This window comes from Paenibacillus amylolyticus, assembly GCF_036894225.1.
Taxonomy (GTDB): domain Bacteria; phylum Bacillota; class Bacilli; order Paenibacillales; family Paenibacillaceae; genus Paenibacillus; species Paenibacillus amylolyticus.
In genome coordinates this window covers 2,933,227-2,959,480 of sequence record NZ_CP145892.1, presented here as the reverse complement: position 1 = coordinate 2,959,480, position 26,254 = coordinate 2,933,227, and the positions used below count along the sequence as shown (strand labels likewise).

22 protein-coding genes are annotated in these 26,254 nt (G+C 45.7%); 3 read left to right on the top strand and 19 right to left on the bottom strand.

The features are described from left to right. Positions 1 to 184: 184 nt before the first annotated feature. Both V6668_RS13410 and V6668_RS13405 read right to left on the bottom strand, forming a co-directional pair. Positions 185 to 1,498, bottom strand: a complete 1,314-nt coding sequence (locus V6668_RS13410) for a hypothetical protein (RefSeq protein ID WP_338708658.1) — start codon at positions 1,496 to 1,498, stop codon at positions 185 to 187. A gap of 181 nt (positions 1,499 to 1,679) precedes the next feature. Continuing rightward, positions 1,680 to 2,729: a 2,3-butanediol dehydrogenase gene (locus V6668_RS13405; RefSeq protein WP_338708657.1), complete on the bottom strand. Its 1,050-nt coding sequence runs from the start codon at positions 2,727 to 2,729 to the stop codon at positions 1,680 to 1,682. Between the two features lie 386 nt (positions 2,730 to 3,115). On the opposite strand from V6668_RS13405, the gene V6668_RS13400 reads away from it, so the two are divergent. Next, positions 3,116 to 4,153 (top strand): LacI family DNA-binding transcriptional regulator, encoded by a 1,038-nt coding sequence (locus V6668_RS13400; protein WP_076249529.1) that lies wholly within the window; start codon positions 3,116 to 3,118, stop codon positions 4,151 to 4,153. A 177-nt stretch (positions 4,154 to 4,330) separates the two neighbouring features. Here the strand turns inward: V6668_RS13400 and V6668_RS13395 are convergent, their stop codons facing one another. After that, positions 4,331 to 5,299 carry a D-2-hydroxyacid dehydrogenase family protein gene (locus tag V6668_RS13395; RefSeq protein WP_338708656.1) on the bottom strand — a complete coding sequence of 323 codons (969 nt, stop codon included), beginning with the start codon at positions 5,297 to 5,299 and terminating at the stop codon, positions 4,331 to 4,333. Positions 5,300 to 5,379: 80 nt separating this feature from the next. Next, positions 5,380 to 5,961 carry a TetR/AcrR family transcriptional regulator gene (locus tag V6668_RS13390; protein WP_076318076.1) on the bottom strand — a complete coding sequence of 194 codons (582 nt, stop codon included), beginning with the start codon at positions 5,959 to 5,961 and terminating at the stop codon, positions 5,380 to 5,382. Positions 5,962 to 6,245: 284 nt separating this feature from the next. On the opposite strand from V6668_RS13390, the gene V6668_RS13385 reads away from it, so the two are divergent. Then, a complete protein-coding gene (locus tag V6668_RS13385) occupies positions 6,246 to 7,466 on the top strand; it encodes an MFS transporter (RefSeq protein ID WP_076318077.1) in 1,221 nt (406 codons plus the stop codon). Position 7,467: 1 nt separating this feature from the next. Here V6668_RS13385 and V6668_RS13380 read toward each other — a convergent pair whose 3' ends face one another. The 13 genes from V6668_RS13380 to V6668_RS13320 all read right to left on the bottom strand — a co-directional run bounded on the left by V6668_RS13380 (position 7,468) and on the right by V6668_RS13320 (position 22,710). Then, entirely contained in the window at positions 7,468 to 7,629 is a 162-nt protein-coding gene (locus V6668_RS13380; protein WP_155985038.1) for a hypothetical protein, read from the bottom strand. A 32-nt stretch (positions 7,630 to 7,661) separates the two neighbouring features. Beyond that, a complete protein-coding gene (locus tag V6668_RS13375; RefSeq protein WP_076318078.1) occupies positions 7,662 to 8,117 on the bottom strand; it encodes an SRPBCC family protein in 456 nt (151 codons plus the stop codon). 161 nt (positions 8,118 to 8,278) lie between these two features. Beyond that, positions 8,279 to 9,364, bottom strand: coding sequence for an HD-GYP domain-containing protein (locus V6668_RS13370; RefSeq protein ID WP_076318079.1), 1,086 nt, complete (start codon positions 9,362 to 9,364; stop codon positions 8,279 to 8,281). A 283-nt stretch (positions 9,365 to 9,647) separates the two neighbouring features. After that, complete coding sequence (locus V6668_RS13365; RefSeq protein WP_076318080.1) at positions 9,648 to 11,483, bottom strand: UbiD family decarboxylase; 1,836 nt, start codon at positions 11,481 to 11,483, stop codon at positions 9,648 to 9,650. Between the two features lie 217 nt (positions 11,484 to 11,700). Further along, positions 11,701 to 13,038: a sensor histidine kinase gene (locus tag V6668_RS13360; protein WP_076318081.1), complete on the bottom strand. Its 1,338-nt coding sequence runs from the start codon at positions 13,036 to 13,038 to the stop codon at positions 11,701 to 11,703. A gap of 2 nt (positions 13,039 to 13,040) precedes the next feature. Next, positions 13,041 to 13,709, bottom strand: a complete 669-nt coding sequence (locus tag V6668_RS13355) for a response regulator transcription factor (RefSeq protein ID WP_076318082.1) — start codon at positions 13,707 to 13,709, stop codon at positions 13,041 to 13,043. A gap of 29 nt (positions 13,710 to 13,738) precedes the next feature. Beyond that, positions 13,739 to 15,703, bottom strand: a complete 1,965-nt coding sequence (locus V6668_RS13350; RefSeq protein WP_076318083.1) for an ATP-binding cassette domain-containing protein — start codon at positions 15,701 to 15,703, stop codon at positions 13,739 to 13,741. A gap of 194 nt (positions 15,704 to 15,897) precedes the next feature. Beyond that, positions 15,898 to 17,853, bottom strand: a complete 1,956-nt coding sequence (locus V6668_RS13345) for an S-layer homology domain-containing protein (RefSeq protein WP_076318084.1) — start codon at positions 17,851 to 17,853, stop codon at positions 15,898 to 15,900. A gap of 90 nt (positions 17,854 to 17,943) precedes the next feature. Continuing rightward, positions 17,944 to 18,990: a hypothetical protein gene (locus V6668_RS13340; protein WP_076318085.1), complete on the bottom strand. Its 1,047-nt coding sequence runs from the start codon at positions 18,988 to 18,990 to the stop codon at positions 17,944 to 17,946. Between the two features lie 192 nt (positions 18,991 to 19,182). Further along, a complete protein-coding gene (locus V6668_RS13335) occupies positions 19,183 to 20,475 on the bottom strand; it encodes an amidohydrolase (protein WP_076318086.1) in 1,293 nt (430 codons plus the stop codon). Between the two features lie 78 nt (positions 20,476 to 20,553). Beyond that, on the bottom strand, positions 20,554 to 20,847 hold the full coding sequence (locus V6668_RS13330) for a hypothetical protein (RefSeq protein WP_036608638.1): 294 nt from the start codon (positions 20,845 to 20,847) through the stop codon (positions 20,554 to 20,556). A 74-nt stretch (positions 20,848 to 20,921) separates the two neighbouring features. Continuing rightward, the gene (locus V6668_RS13325) at positions 20,922 to 21,992 is read right to left on the bottom strand and encodes a saccharopine dehydrogenase family protein (protein ID WP_338708654.1); all 1,071 of its coding nucleotides are present in this window, start codon (positions 21,990 to 21,992) and stop codon (positions 20,922 to 20,924) included. Between the two features lie 10 nt (positions 21,993 to 22,002). Beyond that, entirely contained in the window at positions 22,003 to 22,710 is a 708-nt protein-coding gene (locus tag V6668_RS13320; RefSeq protein ID WP_036608640.1) for a class I SAM-dependent methyltransferase, read from the bottom strand. A gap of 129 nt (positions 22,711 to 22,839) precedes the next feature. Here V6668_RS13320 and V6668_RS13315 point away from each other — a divergent pair, with 129 nt between their 5' ends. Continuing rightward, positions 22,840 to 23,946, top strand: a complete 1,107-nt coding sequence (locus V6668_RS13315; protein ID WP_338708653.1) for a helix-turn-helix transcriptional regulator — start codon at positions 22,840 to 22,842, stop codon at positions 23,944 to 23,946. Positions 23,947 to 24,183: 237 nt separating this feature from the next. Here the strand turns inward: V6668_RS13315 and V6668_RS13310 are convergent, their stop codons facing one another. Continuing rightward, positions 24,184 to 25,197, bottom strand: coding sequence for a FecCD family ABC transporter permease (locus tag V6668_RS13310; RefSeq protein WP_017688818.1), 1,014 nt, complete (start codon positions 25,195 to 25,197; stop codon positions 24,184 to 24,186). After that, positions 25,194 to 26,219 carry a FecCD family ABC transporter permease gene (locus tag V6668_RS13305; protein WP_051447083.1) on the bottom strand — a complete coding sequence of 342 codons (1,026 nt, stop codon included), beginning with the start codon at positions 26,217 to 26,219 and terminating at the stop codon, positions 25,194 to 25,196. Before V6668_RS13305 ends, V6668_RS13310 begins: the two co-directional genes overlap by 4 nt. Positions 26,220 to 26,254: the final 35 nt, after the last annotated feature.

The following is a 26,254-nucleotide window of genomic DNA, read 5'->3' as shown; positions in this document are numbered from 1 at the left end:
TTTTCGAAGTTGGGCGTTCAAACTACTCTTATAGAAAAAAAAAAGAAAGCTACCTTACGGCAGCCTCTGTTGGATCACACTACCGAAGCAGTCTGATATACACTCTACTACATCTTAAAGTATTTTCCCGGTCACCAATAATGTGGATGTAGCATAGTATATAATCCATAATCTTCCTTCCAATTTAATTAGCATTCACGGGGATATCACTGCGATTCACTCGAAGCAATTTCCCTGATGAAGTTGATAACACATCCGGATCGGTACCCAGACCAAAGTAGAAGTCACCCTCGTTCTCTTCGAAAGACTTGGCATACGTGTCCTGGTTAAAACGTAAAATCTCATTCCATGTGGTCAGATCCGTTGATTGGTAGACCCGATTGATATACAGATTGGCACTTTGACGAGTGTACGTAAGCACATACACCTTGCCATCACGCAAAAGCACATCGGTTGGGAGCGCCTTGGCATCCGGGAGATTAACTCGCCTTGCCTGATTGATGTCGGTCATGACATTCAAAGATTTGGGCAGCAGCTGCCCATCATTAAACACGCCACCTGCTATATAGAGCAACTTGTTATTGAAGTTAACATTTTTGCCTATTTTATTATAAGGAATCGTGCCCGTTTGATAGGTTAGTCCAGGCAGCATTTTGTTACCATAGATGACAACATCCCGTTTCTCAAGATTTTCATTAATCTCCAAAATATTAGTTTTGTCATTCCATATTTTATTGGCAGGATACATCATGCCAGATGCATATAACTTGCCATTAAGATGGAACATGGTATAAGCCCGGAAACCAAACGTATTAATAGTCGCATATTTCTGCCAAGTTTCACCTTCATTATGAGAGATTAGTATGGTTGGTTTGGACTCCGTACCCAGCGCGGCAAACATCTTACCCTGATACGATGCCAAATCGTATACGTGTACACCCAGCGGCAGATTGCGATATTTGGTCCACACCTCTCCATCCAGACGATAGAAGTTACCCAGTTCCCACTGTTCACTATCGGAATCATTGCCAGGAATATATAACTTGTCGTTTAGTACTCTGTAGATATCAATCTGTTCCTCATCCACATACATCTTCGTTGATGGCAAGATGCTCGGGTTGCTGTTCGTCACCGACTGGGTCTTGAATTTTGCATTCGCTGTATCATAATAAATGACTGGAATAGGACCTGAATTAGGAGCTACGCCCAGATTGCTACTATTTCCGTGGCCCAAATATATCTTGCCGTTGTACAGTTGCATGTCCCAGACGTTATTAGCATATGGTGTTTTGGTAAAAGGTCTGCCTAGCAGTTCGATCTTCGATGTTACATCGGCTGAACTGATCGGTGCATTCGACACCTTGGCAAGGCCACGTTCCGTCGCAGGGGGTTGACTCGTTGACGTGGTGTTTTTTGGCTTGGAGTTCCCCATAAGCATCCAGCTCATTCCTGCGACAATGGTCAAAATTACGGCTGTCCATTTTGTATGTCTCTGCATGTCCGCTTCCTCCTTCATTTTTTCATCATCATTACCTTCACACCAAGATGATACAAATTGTATCTTTTTATACTATGTAAAACCACCCGCACATGCAACAAATTCCGCCCTATTTATACAAAAAAAGTAGACAATCACATCTGTTGATGTGCTGTCTACTTGTTCTTACTGTCTGTGATTTCTATTCAGCTTTTACCAAAATCTTAACCTGATTTTTCTCTTTCAACAGTGCTTCAAATCCATGCTCTACCACTTCATCCAACGTAATTCGTTTGGTCACCAGCTTGTCAGCCGGGAAGAAACCTTTATCCATCAGACTGATAACCGCCGGGAACACATCGCGATAACCAATAATGCCATTAACTGTACGTTCTTTCATGACAATTGAGTTCGGGTGAATCGGCGCTTCCTGTTCAAAAATACTGACGATCATCAACTCTCCACCAATACGTGTCGAATCGATGGCTTGTTGCAGAACACGTGGAACACCGGTTACTTCATAGGCTACGTTAACGCCACCTTGTGTACGTTGATGGATCTCTTCCACGACATTAAACTGCGTTGGATCAATCACAATGGCACCGAGCTCTTCGGCTTTTGCTTTCCGTTCATCCGATAACTCCACTACATAAATATCCGACGCTCCCGAAGCTTTAAGCGCTTCGATGACCAGTAGTCCGATTGGGCCTGCGCCAAACACGGCTGCCGTATCTCCCACTTTCAGCTTGCTTTGGCGCACAGCGTGAAGTGCTACAGCTGAAGGTTCAACCAACGCACCTTGCTCATACGAGATTGAATCCGGAATGGCATGTACCATATTTTCTGCAGCAGTTACATACTCGGAGAATCCTCCTCCGCCTCCAGCGAGTCCAAGGAAACCCATCTGATCGCACAGATTGTATCTGCCCTGTTTACAAGCTTCGCAGTGTCCACATGCATAGATGGGTTCTACCACAACACGATCGCCCGCCTTGAAACGCGTAACACCTTCCCCTACTTCAACCACCTGTCCTGAGAATTCATGCCCCATAACTATAGGCGCTTGTTCCCCTGTTAGCGGATGCGGTGCTTGAGCGGGAATGAAGATTGGACCTGCTGTGTACTCGTGCAAATCACTGCCGCAGATACCGCACCATTCCACTTTTATTTTGACCTTTCCTTCTTCAGGCTGAGGTTCATTAATATTTTCGAGACGTAAATCTTTGACTCCATGCCAACGTAATGCTTTCATTAATTTCATCTCCCAGATCATAATTTGTGATATAATAGGAAACGTTTCCGTAAATTAAATATGTCACATTTTAGATACGCTGTCAAACATATTTCTCCACTAATATGGCTATTTCATGATCATATCGAGTTCACTTAAGAATGCTCGCACTTTAATTCAAGTGATCTTAGCGGTATTACAAACGATGTAATCCTTGTTATTAACATATATCATGGCAAATATTATTGTAGTCCCATTGAAATTTAATCAGGCGTTGCCATAAATCTGGCCCTTTCACGGGATACTTCATTGTTCAAATGTTATAATCAAGTTATATAACTATCGTGAAGTTCATACATATCCCTAATAATTCGGAATCGTTTCCGTTAAAGTGAGGTAACCGTACATTGAGGAAAGAACAGAAACTTACGATCAAGGACGTTGCAGAGCGTGCCGGCGTGGGCATCGCTACCGTATCCCGGGCCATCAACAATTCAGAAGGCATCAGCAGTAAAACACGGGATAAGGTGATGCAGGCCATTGAAGAACTGGGGTTTGTACCCAACACCTCGGCACAGAGTCTGAAAATCCGGCAAACGCACCAGATCGCTCTTGTTGTACCCGACATACGAAACGCCATCATTCCGGAAATCTCCTGGTCTGTAGAGCAAACGGCGAAGCAACATGGGTACCATGTCGTCCAGATCAATACGGCAGGCAATGCCAGAACGGAGCTTGAAACCATTCGTAATGTCAAAAAATTGCATGTGGATGGACTGATCTTCATGCCTCTGGCGTACCCCAAAACGTTACCCGGACTGATTGATAAGGCGCCGCTCCCTATCTCGATGATTAATTACGGCAAAAAACTGGAACCGGGTATGAAAGCGGATATCGTCTCTCTCTCTCAACCTGAAGGCAAATTGGTAATGGAACATCTGTTCAAGATCGGTCGAACTCGAATTGCATATGCGGGAGCACCGAAGGACATTATTGAAGAACGCTTTCGTGCGTATGAGCAAGCCGTAGGTCACGTGGACATTTCTCTCGTCTACTTTGGTGAGGACTTTTCATTAAATACAGGTGCCAATGCTGCAGATTATTTCTATGGACTTACGCATATGCCAGATGCTGTCTATGCCATTAATGATATGGTTGCCATCGGATTGGTTAATCGGTTCAAGGAGTTAGGGGTTCGTGTACCTGAAGATGTGGCTGTTGTGGGTGTGGATAACAATCAATGGACAACCGTCACGTCTCCTCAGATTAGTTCCGTGTCCATTATGGGCGAAGAAGTCGCCAGACTTGCTACCGAGCTGTTGTTAAAACGGATTCGGGAGATGAGCACGACCGATTACGAACACATCCAATTTGAACCACGCTTAATCGTTCGTGAATCAAGCGTCGCCATGATTCATTCCTCCCAGCGAGGACAACACAGTTAAATTTGGTGAGGGGTATGGGCATTAGGATAGAATATATTTTACGGCTATCCCTTTATTTGTCCTGCTACACAGATATACTAAAAAGGTGTTGCTCAGGTCTAACTCTTTCCTGGCAGCACCTTATTTGTCGTTGATTCTATATAACTATAGCAGAGTCATACTCCGCATACGTTCATTCTAAGAAAGCAGTTGCCTGATCGGTGTTCCCTTCAGGAACATCTCTATATTCTCTACGGTATGATTATAATAGATCTCATAATTGCCACGAGTCACATAACCCAGATGCGGTGTTGCCAGGACGTTGGGCAATGTTCGCATCACATGGTTAACAGGTAGCGGTTCCTGCTCATATACATCCAGGCCTGCACCAGCAATCACCCCACGCTGCAATGCCTCCACCATAGCTTCCTGATCGACAATGCCCGCTCGCGACGTATTTATTAATAGCGCACTCGATTTCATTTGTTGAAATTCGGCTTGTCCGATCAGATTCCGCGTACGATCACTCAATACCAGATGAATGGATACGATGTCGCTCTGTGCAAGCAGTTGCTCCTTGGTCTCGCACCAGATCACACCATGTTTTTCGGTTTTTTCACGTGTTAGATTCTCGCTCCAGGCCATCACATTCATGCCAAATGCTTGTGCGATCTCAGCCATGCGAGTACCTATCTTGCCCAAACCAAGCAATCCAAGTGTTCTCCCATGCAAATCCAACCCTACAGTGCTCTGCCAGTTTCGATTGGAGCGAAGTGCATTATTTTCCGTAACCAGTTGTCTGGACAGCCCTAGAATCAGTGCCCATGTAAGCTCCGTCGGCGGATTAGAGCTTCCCTCGGTTCCACACACAATAATTCCGTTCTTCTCTGCAGCCTTTAGATCTATCGACGCGTTGCGCATACCACTTGTAATCAGAAGTTTTAGATTAGGGAGCTGCGAAATGACCTTCTCTGGAAACGGTGTACGTTCCCGCATCAGAACCACAATATCGAAATCCTGCAATTCCTGAATGACTTTTTCTTCCGAGCCCATATAGTTGTTGAATGTCTGAATCTCCACCTGATCCATCAACGGACCCCAGTCCGCCGACGTCAGCGCAACGTTCTGATAATCATCCAAAACGGCACAGCGCAACTTCGTATTCATTTCTGATCTCCTCCTATATCTGCTCAATTCTTAAATATATTGTAGCAACTCCGCATCACTTTAAACAGAATAAATCCCTATTACTGCAGCAAAGACAGCGTAACTTGGATGCTCTGCTCTACAAATAAGCGGTCTGGTCCTGATTTCATCAGAACAGTCAGTCCAATCATGGATACAACCAGAGACTGTGCGACCGCACTCGCGTTCATGTCAGTGGACAACTCCCCGCTCTGTTGCCCTCGTTCTATCGTTTCTTCGAAAAGAACACCCAAGTACATCTGATGCTCCCGTGTAAGGACAGCGAATTTGGGATCATGTGGAGCCAGCTCAACCATCGTATTAATACAAAAACAGCCATGACTAGGCTCGGTCACACTCCCCTCTGCTCCAATATGTTCAAACAATCCACGAAAGGCTTCCCGCACGGAGGAGCCCTGTTGAAGTCTGGCTCTGACTTGAGCCGCATGCTGAGTGGTATACCTGCGAAGTGCTGTTTCGAATAATTCCTTTTTATCGCCAAAAGCCGCGTACAGACTGGGACGTTGTATTCCCATTGCGGTCGTCAAGTCATTTAAAGATGCCGCTTCGAACCCTTTGCCCCAAAACGTATGCATCGCTGCATCGAGTGCTTTATCCGTATCAAATTCCCGTTGTCTAACCATACAATTCACCTCTTTATGTATCGATCAGTATGTTTATATATTTTAACCTCACTCTTATTACAAAGTCAAAACCTAATAACCAGAAAGGCGTGTTTAGCTATAAATGAATCGAAAAATCTGGAATTGAAGCGATCGCATCGTTATTTATCGTCGTATTCTCTGGTAAATAATCTTCAATTTAACCCTCACCCATTTCTCTGTTGACAAAATTCACGCAAATAAAGTATGTTTATCCCGAAACATAAAATACCGATCAGTACAGAATAGAAAGGTGACAAATACTCATGCAAACTTCTTCTCCAGATGCACAATTATCCAATAAGGATCGTCCTGCCATGTCACGGTTAGTTGCTCTTCTTTTTGCCGTGTGCAGCGGACTTGCGGTCGCCAATATCTATTATGCTCAGCCTTTACTGGACTCCATCGCTCAAGAATTCAGCCTCTCTCCATCATCCATAGGGATCGTCATCACAGTGACTCAAATATGTTATGCCTTGGGGCTGTTCCTTCTTGTTCCGCTTGGTGACCTCTTAAATCGTCGCAAGCTGATTATCATTCAAATGCTCTTCTCTGTACTTGCACTAATTCTGGTAGGCACCTCACAGTCCAGCTCCCTCTTATTCACGGGCATGGCTGTCGTCGGTCTACTCGCGGTCATTACGCAAACGCTCGTTGCCTTTGCTGCACACTTGGCAGCCCCTTCCGAACGCGGTCGCATTGTCGGATTGGTAACCAGCGGGATCGTCATTGGCATTTTACTTGCACGAACGGTTGCAGGTACGCTGAACGATTGGCTCGGGTGGAGATCGGTGTATCTCTTCTCCGCCAGCCTTACATTACTCGGAATTGTCGCCTTATATCTTGTTCTCCCAAAGCAGCAGTCCCCGCAAGTGAAACAAAGCTATACCCAATTACTCGGTTCCGTCTTACAACTGTACCGTGAGTTGCGTGTGTTAAGAGTACGAGGTGTGCTGGCCATGCTGATTTTTACAGCCTTCAGCATCTTGTGGACTTCCATGGTTCTGCCACTAAGTAGTCCTCCACTGTCCCTGTCTCATACAGTCATAGGTGCATTCGGTCTCGCAGGAGCGGCGGGAGCATTGGCTGCTGCCCGTGCAGGTAAACTTGCCGACCGGGGCCTTGGGCAGAAAACAACCGGTGTCGCTCTTGTCATTCTGCTCTTGTCCTGGCTGCCCATCGGTTATGTCCATCATTCTCTCTGGTTTCTGATCCTGGGTGTTATCCTGCTCGATCTCGCCGTGCAGGCCGTACATGTTACCAACCAGAGCCTGATCTACGAAGTTCGCCCCGAAGCACAGAGCCGCCTGACGGCAGCTTATATGATCTTTTATTCCATCGGCAGTGCAATCGGCTCCATCGTTTCTACCCAAGTGTATGCATGGGCGGGCTGGACAGCCGTTTGCTGGTTAGGTGCTGGTGTTAGTGCAGCAGCCCTTGTGTTCTGGATGATCGATCGTTATATGCATCGGAATCTCGATCGTTGAATTAGTCCAGTTTATTCCACACCACAATAAAGAGAGTTGCCAACGGACCAAATAACAGGGAAATCAGAAACCAGTTCCGACCACTTCTGTTTTTTCCCTGAGCCAGTCCGGCATTAATCAAGGCAAGTGTGCCCCAACCTACAAAATATTCATTATCCATCAAATGTCTTCTCTCCTCTATCCATTCAATTCTGGCTACTGTTCAAGTATCACTTTGAGTTTACGATTGCGATCCTCCAGAAATGCCTGCATGTATCTCTTCAGCACAAGTCGTTCGGTTGCCCATCCCAGCAATCCAAGTGGAGCTTCGAATCGAAGTGTGTCTCTCATGCAAGTCATCTGATCCCCAATTACGCTGAAATGATGTTCATGTCGCATGCTCTTGAAAGCCCCTTTCTCCATCTGATCCACAAAGAGGAAAGGTCGTTCGAACTGCACAATTCGGGACTTCAACTTCTGTCTGACCCCAAAATGAGTAGCCTGAAATGTAACGGTATCCCCTGCTCCAATTCTTCCTGTGGTTACTCCTGCAACTGCTCGCTCTCTTGTATGTTGCCAGACGGTCTGAGTATGTACATCAATATCCCGGGCATAGTCAAAGCATCGTTCAATCGAGGCATGTATCGTAATCTCGGTTGTCACTTCAATCATGGCGATCGCTCCTTGGCAGGAAAAATAAGGTCTTTGCAAAGTATACGCTTGCTTCCTTGGTCGAACAACACATCTAGGATGATATAACAAAAAACGGGTCCCCTGTCTTCGTACAGGAGGCCCGTTCTCAATATAAGTAAGGAATACAGATAATACTTAGATTAAATAAGCAATTCATCAATGGCAAGCGTACGCTCTTTGGAGAGATCGCGATATTCTTCAGACTCCACTTTGATGAGTGGTTTGAAAATATCAGATGTATTGTTCATGACAATAACACCTTTTTCTCCATTGCTGAGCAGAACTTGTTTCCCGATGAAATTAGGAAGCAAATGTTGCATCAATGCCTGAACCGGTTTTTCATTCAGTTTACCAAATCCCATTCCATAGATATCTCTAAGGTTGTTGATCAGATTTGGATTGCTTCCTCCGTGGTTCCCGGATCTCATGCCTATATAGATATCCGCTACAGATACAATCTGTGTATATGGATGAATTTCACTTTTCTCAAGTTGCATCGGATAACCCGACCCATCTTCCCGCTCGTGATGCTGCAGAGCAACCAGTGCTGTCGCTTCATCCGTCATCGAATTTTTGATAATTTCATGGCCATATATAGTGTGACGCCGCATTTCAAGCTGCTCATCATCCGTCAACGGTTCTGTTTTGTTCCGAATCCGGTGGGAAACTTTGCACTTTCCAATGTCATGCAGATAACCACCGCGACTAATCTGATAACTCTCCTTCTGAGAATATCCAAGCCAATTCGCGAGGTAGAATGACAACAATCCTACCTGGATTGAATGTGTATAGTTATTGACGTCATCCCGCTCCAGCATCATCAGGAGATGAACGACATCTTTCTGCTCATCCAGTCCCTCAACCATCGGTTGCAGTGCATCATCCACCATGGTGGCGTTGAACTTGCCAACGGTCAGAGCTTCGAGAAAAGCATTTTGATAATTATGTACAGTCTGAATAAATTGGGACTTCAGCTCTTCTTCAGGCGGTTCTTCCTTCGTAGTTATCCCCGAAGCATGCTTTGCGGCTGCTGCAAAAAATTCTGCTTCAGTGATTTCCTCTTCGCGTGATTCAATATCTACATAATCTACACGGTGCTGCATAAGCAAGGTGATATCCTCACCTTTGATCACAGTTCCCTTCCCGAGAACGTGTAATCCTGCATCGCTGAATGTATCCGCAGTTAGACGGTCTCCGTCTTGCAGGTTCATAATATGGATTCTCAAATCGGTATTCCCCCTGAACAATTCATTATAGTAACAGCACCCAACGGAACGGGGCCACAAAAATACCTATACTTCTTTATATCGTTATAATTCTTCATTTCATACATAGTTCAAACGACCTTAATCACAATGGTAAATACGAACGCCTAAGACTTTATCCTCACTCCAACATCCAAATTAGTCCCGGTTTTAAACTTTTACACACTTTTGTGCCTCATTGCCGTATCAGAGTAAGCCAAAGAAGTTCAAACGCTCCGTTTGAACTTCTTCAAGACATCTCAAATTAGATTTTGATCGAACCCAGACTAGCACCTTTAACAAAAAATCGTTCAATGCTCTTCTCTACCGAAGCATCGGGAATCAGCGGTGGTGCCTGATGGGGTTTGGTACGCGCATCAATAATAACCTGATCACAACCCCAATGCTTGTGATCATATCCGCTATTAACCCCATACATATCATGTGAAGGGTTGCTTCGAGTAAAGGTTGCCCATAAGAAGTTGCTGAGGTTAGCACTCAGGAACGAACTGTCGTCACATAGAATGATCATCGGACACGAGTCCAGACCTCCCTGTTCTTTCAATAGAGACGTGAATGCTTGCATCTCCTGTGCTGTATCCGCATAACTCGTAAAGGCCGATGTCTGGATCGAAACGATACCCGGCATGATGAGCTGTGCATTCTCATAACCACGAATGTTTTTCAAAGACTCCGGAACTTCCGTACACAACTCTCGAACCTTGTCGCCATATGCTGCAAAAACGACCTTGCTTCCGCTGTTCAGTCCTGTACCCGAATAATCGAGTGTATCAATCGTTGTATGGGTATGGAAATGAATATCCCGCTGCATATCCATACGCTCCAAGATATAGGTCAGGAATTCAACTTCCTTGTGGGTATCCAGAGGTTGCTGATCCTCAGCAGTAATAAACAGGTACTTCGCAAGACTGAGCTGACCCGTACCCAAAATACGATTGGCAATCGTAAGCAACTCTGTCGGCTGCTTCACCGCCTGATACGGCGTGTAACGTTCACTGCCGATGGCAAACAGTAATGGATGGACCCCTGCCGCATCGACCGCATGCACTTCTTTGACACCTGGAATCTCCTGTTTGATCGCGTCTCCAGTAATCTCATGAATCAAATCACCAAACGCCGTATCCTCTTGCGGTGGACGACCAACAACTGTAAACGGCCAGATGGCATTAGGTTTGGCATAGACTTTATGCACACGCATTAGCGGGAATTCATGTGTCAGACTGTAATAACCCAGATGATCACCGAACGGCCCTTCGGGTTTTGTCTCACCTGGGTAGATATCACCCGTGATGACAAAATCAGCATCATTACTGATGCAATATCCGTCCTTGTAACTGTACCGGAAGCGACGTCCAGCGAGCAAACCGGCAAATGTCATCTCACTAAGTCCTTCAGGCAAAGGCATAACCGCTGAAAGTGTATGTGCAGGTGGACCCCCAATGAAAATACTCACTTTCAGTGGTTCTCCCTTTTTGACAGCTTTGGCTTGATGTATACCAATTCCGCGATGAATCTGATAGTGTAACCCTATTTCCTTGTTCATTTCAAAATCATTGCCATCCAGTTGAACCCGGTACATCCCCAAGTTCGAATTCATGATTCCTGGTTTGTCTGGATCTTCCGAATAAACCTGTGGTAACGTCACAAATGCCCCACCGTCCATAGGCCAGTGTTTGATGAGTGGCAGATCCGAGATTTGAATCTCTTGCGCGGACACCGGCAAGCTTATAGACTTCTGTTTTGGCAGCGCCTGCCACGCAGCAAGACCTGTTTGGACATGCTGAAATGGCGTCTTAAGCGCCTTCATGGGATCGTCACGAACTGCCATGACCCGTTGTACGCCTTCCAGCGTACCGCGGAACATGAACTTGCTTCGTTCCACCGTGCCGAACAGATTGGATACGGCCTGGAACTTTGAGCCTTTTACATTTTCAAATAACAAAGCAGGGCCTTTAGCCTCGTGCACTTTCATGTGGATCGCTGCCATCTCCAAATGAGGATCAACCTCTTCTTTGACCCGAATCAAATGACCGTGCTGCTCCAGATCGTTAATACAATCTTCCATGTTGCGATATTTCATTGGATGGCTCCATTCTCTGTATGATTAAATTAATTAAGTTCATAGATTCACACAATGTCTCTTCTATTTTATCAAATGATCCACTGCTAAACAAAACTATATGTGAAATTTTGTCGCAAATACAGATATCAAAAAAAGCAATCTGGCAACAATCTGAATCCTGAACACACAGGAACCGATTGTTACCATATTGCTGCTCTCTATTTTCTGGCTTTCCTTAAGATGTAGGTGTAATGGTCGATCTGGGGATCGTGACAATAAACTGTGTACCTTTTCCCATTTCGCTCTCTACATCAATTGTACATTGATGCAATTTCAAGATTTTAATGACAATGGACAAACCCAATCCATTCCCTCGAAGCGAGCTGCTTCGCGCTTTGTCCACCATGTAGAATCGATCAAAGATATACGGGAGTGCTTCCTCAGGTATTCCTTGTCCAGAATCTCTAATCAATACCTTCACAAATGAAGATGACGTCTCAATTTCGACATGAATGGTACCTTGTGGACCGGTGTATTTGATCGCATTGTTTATTAAATTTTGCCAGACCTGATCAAACAAATCTTTGTCCACTGTGATCTCGCAGGGCAACAAATCCAATTCGATCTGTATGTCCTTCTGAGCCCACTGCGGCTCTGCCAGTAAGATCGCCCTTCTTAATTGTTCATCTACCTGGAATGTGGTGAAATGAACCGGATGATGCTCTGAATCCAGCGAGGCTAGCCGAAGCAGATTATCACTGAGCCTCGATAAGCGCAGCGTTTCTTCATAGATAATATCCAAATGCTCTTTCTGCTCTTCTAATGGAATAACACCATCTTGTAGTGCTCTGGTGAATCCTCTAATTGATGTGAGCGGAGATTGCATTTCATGAGAGACGTTGCTGACAAAGTCATCACGAACCGAATCGATTTTTTGCAACTCACTGGCCATATGATTAAAGCTCTCCATCAGTTCGCCAAACTCATCCTGATTATTATGTTTCAAGCGAACCGACAGGTCACCTGATGACATCTCCTTCGCTGCAACCGTTAATCTCTTAATCGGTTTCACAATGTACCCGGACATGAACAGGATTAATAAGCTGCCAATCACCAGAACTGTTAATAGTGAGGTTAAGAGCGTGTTTCGCAGTGTATGAAAAAGAGAGGAGAAATCGCTTTGAATTAGAAATGTGCCGATCCCCTCGTTTGTTCCAGGAACACCTATGGTCGCGATTCCATCTTTACTGGACAGAAAAATGGCATCCGTTGTACCCGTTTCAAATAACGAATGAACTTTGTCCTCTGGCAAGGAAGATAACACTTCACTTTGTTCATTCACGGGAGTGATATTTAAGCCGTAGCGAGCAAAGATACCTAAGCTTGATTGTACTTTTTCCGGATCATCGATCAGGTTAATCAGTGTAGCGAGATCTTGAGCAAAAGTAACCATAAACCGATTCGGTGTCTTTTCCTGGGACCCGTTATTTATCATAAAGGAGAGAATCAAACTCACCAGAACAATCCCGATAAACGTAGCTACGATGCGAAGTCGCAGGCTTTTCCTAAACATTTTCATGCCCGCTCCAGACGATATCCAAGTCCTCTTATCGTTGAGATCACTAGCTCAGGTACAGGTTCAAGCCGTTCCCTTAACCGTTTGATATGTACGTCAACTGTACGCTCATCTCCTTCGTAATCGATGCCCCATATGTCATCTATAAGCTGTGTACGTGTGAATATTTTCCCTGGCGAACTCGCCAGAGAAAATAACAATTCACATTCCTTCTTTTTCAATTCGATAGTTTGTCCATCCGAAACAACCATCAGATTGCCCAAATCAATCGTAACACCGCTGATCTGAATCATGTTTGATGAACTTTTGTTATATCTTTTCAGTAACGATTTCACACGCAAGATTAACTCCACAGGATCAAACGGTTTAACCAGGTAATCGTCTGACCCGGCATTAAATCCTCTGACTTTGTCCTTGGATTCTCCCTTGGCAGTCACCATCAGGATGGGAATATCCAGATAAGACCGGATATCTTCCGTCAGTTCAATACCGTCTATTCGCGGCATCATCACATCCACAATCGCCAGATCAACTTTCGTATGCGAGAGGATATCTAACGCCTCTTGACCGTCTGGCGCTTCCAGCACGGAGAATTGATTCTTTTCAAGATAGATTCGGATTAATTTGCGGATATGGGAATCATCGTCCACCACCAGAACTGTGTTCATGTAGCCATTATCCTTTCCAAAATTGATATTTATTCGTATCGTAAGGATTCCATCGGGTCCAGCTTCGCCGCTTTTGATGATGGCATCAAACCAGCCACAATACTAATCGCTGTACTTACCACAAGACCGAACAAGATGTAATATCCCGAGAGATTAATCAGTTTTGCTCCAAACGCATTGTCCAAAAGAATGTTTAATACATAACTGATGATCACTGCAAAGATTACCGCAATAATACCACTAAATACGCCTAATAAGGCAGATTCGGAGAAGAATATGCGCTTGATATCTTTCTTTCTTGCTCCAATGGCCCGAAGAATGCCGATCTCCTTCGTCCGTTCCACGACACTAATATAGAGTACGACCAGTATCATAATACCGGATACGATCAACGAAATGCCTGCAATACCCGCGAGTACAATGGAAGCCATACTTACATATGTGGTGATATTCTCCATGACCTTGGCCATTTGGGAGCCTGCGAAACCAGCGTTTACAGCAGCTTCATTGATATCATTTACATATTTCATATCGGTTGCATAGGCGTTAACTTGAATTGGTCCAATCGTTATTCCTTCGTCCGCATACATTTGCTCCAACGTCTCTGATGAAATGTATCCCGGGGATTGCTGCATTGGAGATCGTGGATCTGCCGCTTCGTAGATCCCTGAGATCGTTACTTCTTTCTCCAAAGTCACTGGTTTATTATTACTATCCATCTCATTGATATATAAAAACACGGACTTGCCGATCATGGTTTCAGCTTGATCATTTCCGCTTAATTGTTTCGCTGTATCGAGAGGTAACAGCATCTGATTTTCTACCGGCAGAACACCAGTTGTCATCAATGCTGGATCAAAAGCATCCGTTAACGTTGTTAACTGTGTGAGTCCTACACTTTGTTTTTCATTCACCATCGTGGATTTGCCTGTAATGGTCGTGATCGTCTCTACATGATCCACATTAGGAAAATTGCGAATCGTCTCAACATCAGCTTCGGTGAACGCTTCACCTGGTGCCATCAAGGCCTCGGGGCCTTGCATATCCTTGGCTTCTTCACTCGGCTTGGTTATATCCACGAGCAAAGGGTCCATACTTGAATTGATTTCGTCATTCATATACGTCGTTATTCCATTCCCCAAGGAGAGCATCAGGAGTACGCTTAATATACCTATAGATCCACCCAATGCTACCAATACATTACGCTTGCCGTTGAGTTTCATATTTTTAAGTGCCATCTTGAATGAAGCAAGCAAGCTCAGGCTCCGGGAAGAATCCTGACCACTCTCGTAAACAGCCGTAGAAGGATCTTTCAGGTGAATATCGTCACTAATGCGCCCCTCTTCAACCTTCACAATACGTGTACCGGAGTCAGCGACTTTCTGCGAGTGAGTAACGGCAATCACCAGCATTCCCTTTTTGGCTATACTGTCGAGCAGAGCGAGGATTTGATCTCCGTTTTCCCTATCCAGAGCACCCGTCGGTTCATCTGCAAGAATAATATCGGGATTGTTGGATAACGCCCGTGCGATGGAAACCCGTTGCTTCTGACCGCCAGATAACTGGTTGGGACGTTTGTTCAGATGATCCTTCAGTCCCACCTCTGTCAATATATCTACGGCACGTTGGTTGCGATCCTTCTCATTGGTATCCGTCATTTGCATCGCAATCGTCACATTTTCGAGGACAGACAGATGCGGGATCAGATTGAAATTTTGAAAGACAAAGCCGATATTATTCTTCCGATAATCATCCATTTCCTTCTCTGTCATGGCACTTAAGTTCTTGCCACGAACAACGACGTCCCCTTCATAGTCGGAGTCCATACCACCAATGATATTCATCAGTGTCGACTTACCGCAGCCAGATTCGCCAAGGATGGAGACAAATTCCCCTGTCTCAAAACTTAAGTTCAAACCGTGGAGTACCGGAACTCTTTCTTTTCCATATAAGGTGTATGATTTCTTCACATTTTTAACTTCAAGTATTTTCATATGGATCTCTTCCTCTCCTGATCATGCACGATATCTATCTATTTGATGTTCATATCGTAACAAATCAGTATGAACTGATAATGAACTGGACCATTGCACCTATAACAGGTTCGAAGAGAACTATATGCAAAAAAAACACCTACAGCTTGCTTGAAACAAATCATTTCAAGTAAGTGTAGGTGTCCAAAATTTGATTAGATTAATCCCGCTTTTGCAAGTAACCTTTTCACAATCGCGGCTGACTGTGCACGACTAATGTCTGCATCTGACATCAGTTTACCATCAGCACCTTGTACCAGCTCTTGTTTAATCGCCGATGCAACTGGCTCTGCTGCCCAAGCCTGTACTTTAGCGCTATCGCTGTATGTGCTCAGCAGACTTGTTGTCTCCGACGCGTCGGCCTGTGCCAGACCGACCAGTTTCATCGCACGTGACACAATAGTCAGCGCTTCAGCACGAGAAATTTCGTTGTTCGGACGGAAGCTATCGTCAGCATAACCTGAGATCAGGCCGTAGGACACAGCCGTCTGAACCTCATCCTCATACCAGCTGCCAGTATTCACATCCGTGAACGATGCCGCTTCTGTACTGCGCGGGGAGTGCAGACCCAAACCTCTTAACAGAACAGCCGTAAACTCTGCCCGCGTAATACTCCGGTCTGGCGCAAATACGTTCTCACCAGTACCTTGTACGATCAGACGGGATGCCAGATCCTGTACGTCAACACGACTCCAGTGACTTGATACATCGCTGAATGTTGCCGGATGATAGATCAGAGCGTAAGTGCTGTTCGTCAAGCTGTTAATAATAGCAGAATCTTGTCCATTACCTTTGATAACCTTGGTCGGTACATGCAGAAGGCTGCCATCCGGCTGAAGCACAACTCCTGTCGTGATCTTTGAACCATCGACACCTTCTGGCAAAGTAATGGAGCGCTCTACATAAGAGTTGAAACGATCTACATTAACTTGCTGTCCATTCCAGATCGCTTTTACTTCAAAATCAATCGGAGCTGCGATCACCGTTGTGTTCTCCAGCTTATCCGCTGCAGCCTGAATTGCTGTTTGTTTAGATGTGGCACTAGGCACAATAGCGATTTGGATTGTGATATCTTCCAATGGAACCGTGCTTCCGAATTGGTTCAGAATCTGATCCACCTGAATCTGGTTAGCTGGAAGTGTGTACGTACCGCTATCAGTCTGAATGACAACTTCGGCATTACTTCCTTCCATTGTTTTGACCAACTTGCCGTTCAGTTCACCAACGACCGCACCCTTGCCAGTACCTGTAATAGGCAGCAGAAGCGTTTTTAGTCCACTTCCAATCTGATTGATGACTTTTTCATTATCCACATGAACCGTGGTGGTAACCTGATTGTTTACCGTTGATGTGGTGGCCGTTGCAGATTGTTCCTGTTTCTGACCGTTCACATAGATGTCTACACCTTTGGTTACCGCCGGAGTCGATGGAACTGGGGTAATCACGGGTGAAGTTGGCGATACACTTCCTCCTCCTCCTCCACCCGAAGAGTTACCAGGATTCGGTGTAGGTGTCGAACCAGAATTGTCGCCACCTGAGTTTGCTGCTGTAATTGTGATTGTTCCACCGGACAATTCAGTGTAACTCTGATATTCTACATTGGTAAAATGCCAATGTTCTGAATCAGTTTGATCTACGGATAGCTGTTTCGTTCCAGGCGTCGCATTGCTTTTGGCTTTGATCTCCATATCAAATAATTGGGTTTCATCTACAATTGAATGGTCACCCCCAGTAAAATCAACCCAGATGATCCGTACCCAGCCTTCCGCATTATTAATTTGGTACTGGAAGTCTGCTACACCATCTTCATTTGGGGATGTGCTGATGACGTTGACAGATTTAGGCGTGATCCGAACAATTTCCAGTGCAGACGTATCATAATCAATCTGCATATTATAAGCTTTCACCCCGAAATGGGATTTTTTCAATGCAACAGGAACATGAACCGTCTGCCCTGCCTGTACACTAACATTTGCAAACTGCACCTGTGATGGTTCCGCTGGCTCTGCTCCTGCTACACTCGGGAATACGAGTGACGAGAGTAGCGTCAGTGCAATGAGACCTGACATTGTTCTTCTGATTCTTGGACGTTTCTTTTTCGGTTGAAACATGTATTAGCCTCCATGTGTGTATCAATTGGTAGAATGTATGGTAACGATAGAAAAAATATTGTTATTCGTTATCTGAATTAAAAATATGAATTAATCAGGGCGTTGTATTTTTTCTTTTCCAACAATGTATACTCGTCTAGGCTCCGTATTCGTATCCGAAGTGGAATGAGTAGTCACTTCGAGCACAAGATAATGATCCTCGTCCTCAGATGTAACGGTATGCTGTTCTCGTGTCTCCCCTTCTATTGGAACCATATCTTCTCCTGAAGCTTCTGTTGCGCGGTACCACTGATAAGAAGGAGTATTAATGTAATCCCCATCAACATCCATTAAATCATAATCAGTGGCAATTGCGTTCTCCATGTAATCCTTCAATTGACCATTCAACACATAAGGCGCATCGTCCACTTGTTGGAAGGTCAACACATAGTCATTGTTTTTCGCGCCAAGTGTTTTGTTGGCATATCCGTTTAACAACGCATTCATATCCCCCAAAGAGGGTTCCGCATTACGATCCACGTCCATTCGGTTCATCTCTACGTAGGTAAAGCCGCGGCGACTTAGCATGTTACGAAGATATTCCAAAAGGTCTGCTGCATCCGCAGAATTCACTTTTCCGTCTGCATTTACATCCCCTTTTTTACTAATGTGAAGTTCAAAGTTATCCGTAACCGTTTCTGGTACATCAGATACTGTATATTTAGCTTTCAATTCGATATTGATTTTGCCGCTCTTGTAAGGAATAACCACCAATGTACTTGTAGGTGTTGGCATATTTTCATCTTGTCTTGTTTCTACATACACCTCAGCTATACTGCTATCACCTGAACTGGCTGTGAGCATATTAAACTCATCGGATCGAAAATGTGTACTTAAATTGATTCTAACTATATTGTTCGTTACCTCGATGGGTACACCGGACACAAAAGAAGGATCGTTTTGTTCTGATGAATAATTTAACCAATGGATACCATCGTTAAGAACAGGTCGTGAAATGTTTATTACCGGACCAATTGCTCCTGCGTTAGCTTGAGAAAGCGTTCCACCTATAGGCAATGCAATGCCCAACCCGAGTGCAGTCAACATGCTTTTTTTCAATATCGGCTTAAGCCGTTTTTTGTTTTGTTTCCCCTTCAATTCATGTTCCTCCTCGTGTACATTTCAAATTTGAACAACTACATGCTCAGTATAACGAGTCATTCTGAACCGATTCTGAACAGGACCATGGAACTATTTCCAGTTGTAATTCGACAAAAAACGCCATGGAGTATGCCTCCATAGCGTTTTGAACACAAATCATTTTCCAGTTCGGATCATATTCACCTAAAATTAAATTCCCTCAACAATCCGTTTGGCTCTAACCTTCACCTCACGGTAAAGTTCATCCTCATCGATCGTGAGCAGCTTTCTGCCTCTCATGAGGATCTGACCATTCACAATCGTGGTGTCCACGTCCGCCCCATTTACGCTGTAAGCCAGTAACGATTCTACCTCATGTACCGGTTGAAGATGTGGTTTCGCCAGATCGATCAGGATCAGATCAGCTTTGCACCCCACCTCAAGCATCCCCACTTCATCCTGTAGACCAAGTAGACTAGCACTTCCGCGTGTAGCCATGCTTAGTACGTCCTTGGCTGGCAAGCGAGTTGGGTCGCCATAATCCAGCTTTTGCAGCCAGGTCGCGGCTTTGATCTCCTCGAACATATCCACGGTTGTGGCACTTCCCGCTCCATCCGTTCCGATTCCAACGTTAATTCCCTGAGCCAACATCTCGGTAATTGGAGCAATTCCACAGCCCAGCTTCAGATTGCTGACTGGATTGTGTGCTACACCGCCGCGCATGCCCTTCAATCTGCCGATGTCCCTGCGATTGAGGTGTACACCATGCGCAAGCAACACATGTGCCTGTTCGAACATACCCGCCTCTTCCAAATACTCCGTCGGAGTCAAGCCATAGCGCTCACGAATCTTCACAACTTCTTCCTTTGTCTCAGCCAGATGAATATGTAGCGGGATATCCTCCTTGACAGCCAGAGCAATGACTTCACGTAGTGGCTCCATGGGACAAGTGTAGGGTGAGTGGGGTCCATACATGGTTGTAATCCGCCCATCGGCCGCTCCAGACCAGCGTTGCACAAGATCGATCGCTTCCTGCAACCTGCGTCCCCCATCATCCTCCATGAATACCATCCCACGTGTAAGCGATGCCCGCATACCCGTTTGCTTAACCGCTTCTGCAATCTCATTCATATGAATGTACATATCCGCAAACGCAGTGGTACCCGAACGGATCATCTCGGCGATGGATAACTTGGCACCCCAATAGATGTCTTCCGGGTTCATCCGTGCTTCAGCAGGCAGCATTTTGCGTTCGAGCCAGTCCATCAGCTTCAGATCATCCGAGAATCCCCGGAGCAGACTCATCGGTGTATGTTGGTGGGCATTAATCAGTCCTGGCATGGCAACCTTATTGCGTCCATCGATAATCTCATCTTGGGGGTGAGGCACAATGTGATCAGCAATATGAGTAATGCGATCACCCTCAACACGAATATCCCCCGTAAAGGGGGCATCGGCATCTTTCATCGTTAGGATCGTAGCTTGCTGAATCAGTATACTCATTACATTCACGGCTCCTCTGAATTGGTTATGGTTCTTGCCATATCCGAGGGTAAGCCTTCACGTAACGGCAAGGTCAAGTCATTTTAATTTTTGGATCGTCATCTTTCTGAAATGTTGTATAAACGGTTTCGGGTCGATTTCGACCATATATGGATATACTCCTGTGCTTGTGTGCAAATAGAAAAATCCACCTTCATCACCCATACGGCGAAATGACATATCAAACACTTCCGTGATGTTGAACTCGCGGTATTTGGTCACGATTTTATCTGAATACAGAATCATGGAGCGGGCATTCATCTCAATCTCTTGGGCGAGACCCGTCACTTCTCTCTGTACTTTGTAATAAGGTAATACAGCAACGCAGTTCATGATCTCCCTCCATTCATGCCATGATTATTGTTCCATCATAGCAGATCGGAGGTTCTCAGCAAAAGAACATGAAACTAGGTGATCTTGGTCGTCACCTTTAGTGGCGTATGAAGTGCATCCTGAATGTCTTGCAAAGAGAGACACTGTTCAATATGAAACACACCATGTGGCAACTCTGTTTTATACACACGTTCTGCCACGGCTGCAGCTACAGCTGCTGTTGCATCGGCTTCCTTTGCACCGACCAGTAGTTGTTCGACGCGGATTTGCTCACCATTTTCCCATCCTACGGCATCGACCTTGACTGCATACATCGGTTCTCCCCCAGGAATAAGGCCAAATGCCTTAACCGTTCCATTCCGAATAGACGGGATACGCAGTAACGAAAACAACCCTGCACGTTTGGAGATTGCCATAGATCTTGTGATCCAGCGGGAGTCCAGACAGAGTCTGGTAGATACGGTTGGAATACGTAACGTCCGAGCAACCACATGCTGATCCGAAAAGTTAAATCGATAGGCCTTCCGCTGCCCAAGTTTTGCTCCAAAATCAATACGTTTGCCATCTCCGAAACTTTGTACCTCAGCAGGTTTGCCCTTTTGCATCACTTGGTAGGTGGCATTCATCTGATCAACGGTCCACTCCACGGCAGCTTTTCCGTGCTTCTCACCAAGTCCCAGCATTACGGTAATGTCTGCTTCCTCCACCTGATCCATATGCATGGTCGCTTCGCGCACAAGCAAATTAGTCACTCCGGGTGATAATCCAACGCTGAGGATCGCGGTCGATTGGGAACGTTGCATTTTGGTGTGCAACTGTTCAACCTGAGCGAGAAAATCATATTTTGCAGAAATATCAATATAGTCGGTTCCGGCTTGTGCGCAGGCTTCAACAAACCGGGTATCGCTCTGATCCACACACATGATTACCAACTTCACAGACCGTAACATTGAAGGCTCCACAGGTTTTGTTACATCCAGTTGAAGCGGTAGCACAGCACCACCTGTAGACCTGCTGAACTCTTCCGCACGGTTCATGCGTGTACCCGCAGCCCATACTTTACCCGGGAACAATTTCCCCAGTTGAGTACATATCATCTGCCCCACTTGACCATAACCACCAACCACCCAGATCTGATCTTTCATAGGGTTCACGCTAGTTTCGAATTGCATAATACCCCTCCACCCAGAACGCCCCGAAGTAACGTGTAATATGTGAGAAACCGCATTCGGTCAGTAGCTGAGTCATCTCTTCAGAGGATATTGGATCGGATTCACGGCCCAGGGAAGCAGCAAAGCGCTCCCACTCTTCAGGAAGGACGCCCACACTCAACATATGATCCTTCCAAGCTTGCATCATGATTGGATGTGCAGGTGAACGAAGATCGGCATTTACAGCCGCAATGATCAGTGGTGCACCCGGTTTAAGTCTAGCTGCGAGGCTGGTCAGAAACGTTCTCTTGGCCTCCATCCCCTGAAGGAAATGTAACATGAGCATGCTTGTCGCCCCATCATATACAATATCCTCCGGCAATTCTTCAACCGTGACAGGTTGCAGTTTCACTCTGGAACCGATGCCCGCTTCCGTGACTCGTTTCTCAGCAAGTTGCAGCATGGGCTGTGATGGATCTACTCCAGTCAATGTCCAACCGGCATGACGTGATCCGAGCAGAGCAATCTCTTTTCCCCCTCCCGCACCGGCAACAAGGATATGAATATCGTTGTTATTCGCGAAAGATGCTGAAAGCAGCCGTTCCATTAGATCATGCATATGAGAATAACCCGGAATTTTCAGGGCTATCGATTGTTCGTAACGATGAACATCTGCTGTTTCCCAGCTCATCGGTGATAGATTGTGATTCATGGACACCGCACTCCTCTTGAATTGAAGTTAGACTTGACTCGTTGTTCGTCTAATTTCATTATAGAAGGATACGGCGAGCCTACAATCCCAGAACATTGGGATATGCGCACAGAGAGAGGAGTAATCTTGTTGACATCACGTATTGATCGGAACCACAGACTTATCACTTCTCTTGAAAAAGGAACCTGGACCTCACATACCTATCGGGAAGCTGTTCTCAAGCAGATCCATACGGTTGTACATTACGACGCATACTGTTTTACTACCGTTGATCCTCTGACTCTTCTCTCCACAGGAGCCGTGACAGAAGATGGCATTGAGGCCATTCATGATCGGTTATTCATCAATGAATACATGGAAGAAGATATACATAAATACGCTGAATTAATTCGCAGCGGTGAGCATACAGCTACACTTCATACGTCCAACTTACAGCTTGAACAAAGCCCTCGATATATCAACATTCTTCAGCCAGCGGGGTTCGGTGATGAACTACGTGCTGTATTGGTTAGTGGAGACTCTTGCTGGGGATATCTGACCCTATATCGTAAGACAGAAAGTGCTGTCTTTACAGAGGGGGAGCGGTTGATGATTCAGTCCTGGACCGCTTCTATTGCATCGATGCTGCGGTCCACGAGCTTGACACTGATCGATGAGATCACGAGTGGCAGTCCTGAGGAACCCGGAATTTTGATCACCTCAGACACGTTCCAGCTCTTATCCCTGAACGCCTCCGCTCAATATTGGCTGTCCCAATTGCGCATGCTGGAACATGTAGGGCCTGATGTTCTGCCCCGTCCGGTACGTGCAGTGAGTTCCCACCTGCAGCGCAAGAATCGGGCAGAACTGGTCGTGGATACTCAGATCGCTCCCGAATCACCCTCCAAAGTTTGCATCCAACTTCCGGATGGGCGTTACCTCATACTTCATGCTAGTCTCATGCAACAGCTTACAGGGCCGAATCAGATTGCTATCCGTTTGGAGCAGGCGATGCCACAGGATTTACTGCCCTTGCTCGCTGAAAGCCATGGATTATCCAGTCGAGAGCGGGAACTGCTCGGATATGTGCTACGCAGCTATTCGTCCAAGGAAATTGCTGCTGCGATGCATATTTCCGTCTACACGGTTCAGGATCATTTAAAATCCATTTTCGCCAAAACCAAGGTATCCTCACGTCGCGAGCTCATCTGGTATTTCGTTTCCCGTTTTCAGCTGTCGGATGAATCTGCCATATAAATCTTGAATAATTCTCCAGTATCAAATTAACTATCAAATGAGAAAAAATCAAAAGATGCCAATACGATATCCTCGTAATGGCATCTTTTTCTATAGCTATTGTTTAAAAAGCATAGCGGTAATACAGGGTAACTTCGATGTTTGAACTTTTGATATCGTGCATTCTGCTTTAAAATGCAGCGCACAGTCCTGCCAAACCGTTTTCCACAAAAAATTCCGACTATATTATTGATTGTGTTATTTGGCTTTTGCTAGTAAATAAAGAAAATATGGAACACTAATAACTGTAATAACGATTCCTGTTGGCACATCTCCTACGAGGCTAACCGTGCGCGTAATCGTGTCAGCCAACACCACGACTAGTCCCCCAGCCAAGCTGGCAGCCGGAATGAGCAATTTGTGATCGGGACCGACCAGTTTTCTGGCCATATGCGGAGCGATCAATCCAACGAAAAAGAAGCTGCCTCCCACAGCTACACTGCCAGAGGATAAAGCAACAGCAGCGATTGACAACCCCAAGAACTGTCGCTTCACGGAAACACCAAGCCCCTGTGCTGTCTGATTGCCCAAATGGAGGGCATTCAGTATGCGAGCCTTGTAAAAAATATAGCCGAGTAAGATCAAGACCCATGGTGTCAGTATGGAAATATAACCCCAATCATCGCCCCATAGGCTTCCCGCCAGCCAATACAGCATGAAGTTCATCTGCGAATCATCCAGCTTGAGTGTCAAGAAGGTCGTCAGCGCCCCGTACCCGCTTCCTAGCGCGACCCCGGTCAAAATCAAACCGATTGGCGAGATGTCTCGTCCGCGGCGATACGATAATAAGAAGATCAACCCCGCCGCCAATAGTCCGCCAACAAAAGCCAACAGAGGCAGAGCAATAAAGGAACTCTTGCCTGTGGATGCAATGAATACAACGAAGAACAGGACAAACAAACCCGATCCCGAACTAATACCCAGTGTCCCCGGACTAGCCATGTCATTACGCAGCAAACTCTGCATCACGACACCCGCCGCTCCCATTCCCAGACCTACCAAGATCGAAAGTACAATTCGTGGCAAACGAAAATCAAAAACAATCAGATTTTGCTTATCGGTACCGTTTCCTATGAGAACGTTCAGCACTTCTAGCGGTGAAAGATTCATTTTGCCAGAATTCATGCTAATGATCGCAAACACAAGTATGAGCACCATAAGCACTACATTGATGATAATGCCTCGTTTCATCGTATAACGCCGCTTGATCATTCATATTCCCTCCTTTGTCTTCGAGCCAAGAAGAGAAAATACGGCACACCAATGATAGAAAATATAATGGCAATCGGCGTTTCGAACGGTTTATTGATCAAACGTCCAGCCAAATCAGCCGATACGGTCAGCAACGCACCATATAAAGCCGCTGCCGGAATAATGTATCGATAGTCGACACCTACCATATATCGCACAATATGCGGGGTGATCAGACCCACAAAACCAACAGGGCCAACGACAACAACAGCCAATCCAGTCAGCACAAGTACAATAATTGTCGACAAAATCTTGACCAGTCCGCTACGAATGCCGAGTCCACTTGCCACATCATCTCCCAAACTGAGCAATGTAACGGAAGGGGACAGCGCCAGTGCCAGCAGTATACCCCCAACAAAGAGCGGTGAGATAATCAGCAATTCTCCCCATTTGACCCCCGCTGTGCTACCCGCCGTCCAGAATGTCAATGCTCGCCCCAAATCATAATTGATTGCCAAGTACTGACTGAGTGCGCCAAACAACATTGAAATAGACAGACCTGCCAGTACAAGCCGCTGAGGCGTCATTCCGCGATTGCCCAGTGACGCGGTAAAGTAAGTCATACCGGTGGCGATCGCTGCTCCCAGACAAGCGAACAACATCATCTGCCAATACGAATAACCCGGCAGAAAGGCCAGGCATAGTGCAATTGCAAATGCTGCGCCAGAGCTAATCCCCATCAGCCCGGAGTCGGCCAGCGGATTACGCGTTGTCCCCTGCATGATAGCGCCACATACCGCAAGGCTGCACCCAACGATCAGATCAGCTACGGTACGCGGGAGACGCATGGTTTGAATAATTTGATGTTCAGTGAGCATTGGATCAAATCGGAAAATAGCCTCCCATACCGTTGCTAACCTCATATCAGCAGCACCAAACATAATGGATGCCGCCGACATGAGAACCGTTAATCCAAGCCCTATTACCATGTACATGGTGAAGTTCATCGCCCCACGGCGTTTTTGTTCAGGCTTGCTTTTCATCTCGTTTCCCTTTCATCACCTATTTACAATCCAAA

Bases quoted from the DNA above. Each gene is read 5' to 3' on its own strand.
- V6668_RS13305 (WP_051447083.1), bottom strand. From the start codon at position 26,219: ATGAAAAGCAAGCCTGAACAAAAACGCCGTGGGGCGATGAACTTCACC.
- V6668_RS13350 (WP_076318083.1), bottom strand. From the start codon at position 15,703: ATGAAAATACTTGAAGTTAAAAATGTGAAGAAATCATACACCTTATAT.
- V6668_RS13345 (WP_076318084.1), bottom strand. From the start codon at position 17,853: ATGTTTCAACCGAAAAAGAAACGTCCAAGAATCAGAAGAACAATGTCA.
- V6668_RS13360 (WP_076318081.1), bottom strand. From the start codon at position 13,038: ATGTTTAGGAAAAGCCTGCGACTTCGCATCGTAGCTACGTTTATCGGG.
- V6668_RS13325 (WP_338708654.1), bottom strand. From the start codon at position 21,992: ATGAAAGATCAGATCTGGGTGGTTGGTGGTTATGGTCAAGTGGGGCAG.
- V6668_RS13375 (WP_076318078.1), bottom strand. From the start codon at position 8,117: ATGATTGAAGTGACAACCGAGATTACGATACATGCCTCGATTGAACGA.
- V6668_RS13390 (WP_076318076.1), bottom strand. From the start codon at position 5,961: ATGGTTAGACAACGGGAATTTGATACGGATAAAGCACTCGATGCAGCG.
- V6668_RS13410 (WP_338708658.1), bottom strand. From the start codon at position 1,498: ATGCAGAGACATACAAAATGGACAGCCGTAATTTTGACCATTGTCGCA.
- V6668_RS13355 (WP_076318082.1), bottom strand. From the start codon at position 13,709: ATGAACACAGTTCTGGTGGTGGACGATGATTCCCATATCCGCAAATTA.
- V6668_RS13320 (WP_036608640.1), bottom strand. From the start codon at position 22,710: ATGAATCACAATCTATCACCGATGAGCTGGGAAACAGCAGATGTTCAT.
- V6668_RS13395 (WP_338708656.1), bottom strand. From the start codon at position 5,299: ATGAATACGAAGTTGCGCTGTGCCGTTTTGGATGATTATCAGAACGTT.
- V6668_RS13310 (WP_017688818.1), bottom strand. From the start codon at position 25,197: ATGATCAAGCGGCGTTATACGATGAAACGAGGCATTATCATCAATGTA.
- V6668_RS13405 (WP_338708657.1), bottom strand. From the start codon at position 2,729: ATGAAAGCATTACGTTGGCATGGAGTCAAAGATTTACGTCTCGAAAAT.
- V6668_RS13385 (WP_076318077.1), top strand. From the start codon at position 6,246: ATGCAAACTTCTTCTCCAGATGCACAATTATCCAATAAGGATCGTCCT.
- V6668_RS13335 (WP_076318086.1), bottom strand. From the start codon at position 20,475: ATGAGTATACTGATTCAGCAAGCTACGATCCTAACGATGAAAGATGCC.
- V6668_RS13330 (WP_036608638.1), bottom strand. From the start codon at position 20,847: ATGAACTGCGTTGCTGTATTACCTTATTACAAAGTACAGAGAGAAGTG.
- V6668_RS13365 (WP_076318080.1), bottom strand. From the start codon at position 11,483: ATGAAATATCGCAACATGGAAGATTGTATTAACGATCTGGAGCAGCAC.